Annotated in this window: 1 protein-coding gene; it reads right to left on the bottom strand. The window is 69.0% G+C overall.

What is annotated here, in order from left to right; translation table 11 throughout:
• Positions 1-938: electron transfer flavoprotein subunit alpha/FixB family protein (locus ACWD4J_RS44145; protein ID WP_451401201.1), on the bottom strand; the 938-nt coding region annotated here is incomplete at its 3' end.
• Between the last annotated feature and the right edge of the window lie 83 nt (positions 939-1,021).

The following is a 1,021-nucleotide window of genomic DNA, read 5'->3' as shown; positions in this document are numbered from 1 at the left end:
TCGGTCAGCTGCGGGACGACCTCGAAGAGGTCGCCGACCACGCCGTAGTCGACCAGGTCGAAGATCGGGGCCTCGGCGTCCTTGTTGATCGCCACGATCGTCTTCGAGGTCTGCATGCCCGCGCGATGCTGGATCGCACCGGAGATGCCGGAGGCGATGTACAGCTGCGGCGACACGCTCTTGCCGGTCTGGCCGACCTGGTTGGTGTGCGGGTACCAGCCCGCGTCCACCGCGGCACGCGAGGCACCCACCGCAGCACCCAGGGAGTCGGCGAGCGCCTCGATGACCGCGAAGTTCTCCGCACCGTTGACACCACGGCCACCGGACACCACGATCGCGGCCTCGGTCAGCTCCGGACGACCGGTCGACTCACGCGGAGTACGGGCAGTGATCTTCGTGCCGGTGGCCTTGTCGGAGAAGGACACGGCAAGCGCCTCGACGGCGCCGGCGGCCGGGGCCGCCTCGACCGGAGCCGAGTTCGGCTTGACCGTGATGACCGGCGTGCCCTTGGACACCCGGGACTTGGTGGTGAACGACGCGGCGAACACCGACTGCGTGGCCACCGGACCCTCGTCACCGGCCTCCAGGTCGACGGCGTCGGTGATGATGCCCGACTCGATACGGACCGCCAGACGCGCAGCGATCTCCTTGCCCTCCGCCGACGACGGCACCAGCACCGCCGCCGGGGACACCGCCTCGTAGGCGGCCTGCAGCCCGTCCACCTTCGGCACCACCAGGTACTCGGCGAACTCCGGGGCATCGGCGGCCAGGACGCGTACCGCGCCGTGCTCACCGAGCGTGGCCGCGGTGGCCTCCGCACCCGCGCCGAGAGCGACGGCGACGGGCTCGCCGATACGGCGGGCCAGCGTCAAAAGCTCCAGCGTGGGCTTACGGACGGCACCGTCCACGTGGTCGACATAGACGAGAACTTCAGCCATGGGACTTCTTCTCTCCTGCTTGCGAAGTATGAAGGGGCAGTTGGGTGATGACCGAAGCTCAGATGAACTTCTGGCTCGCGAGG

This window comes from Streptomyces sp. NPDC002577, assembly GCF_053594815.1.
This window is presented reverse-complemented; position numbering and strand designations above follow the sequence as displayed.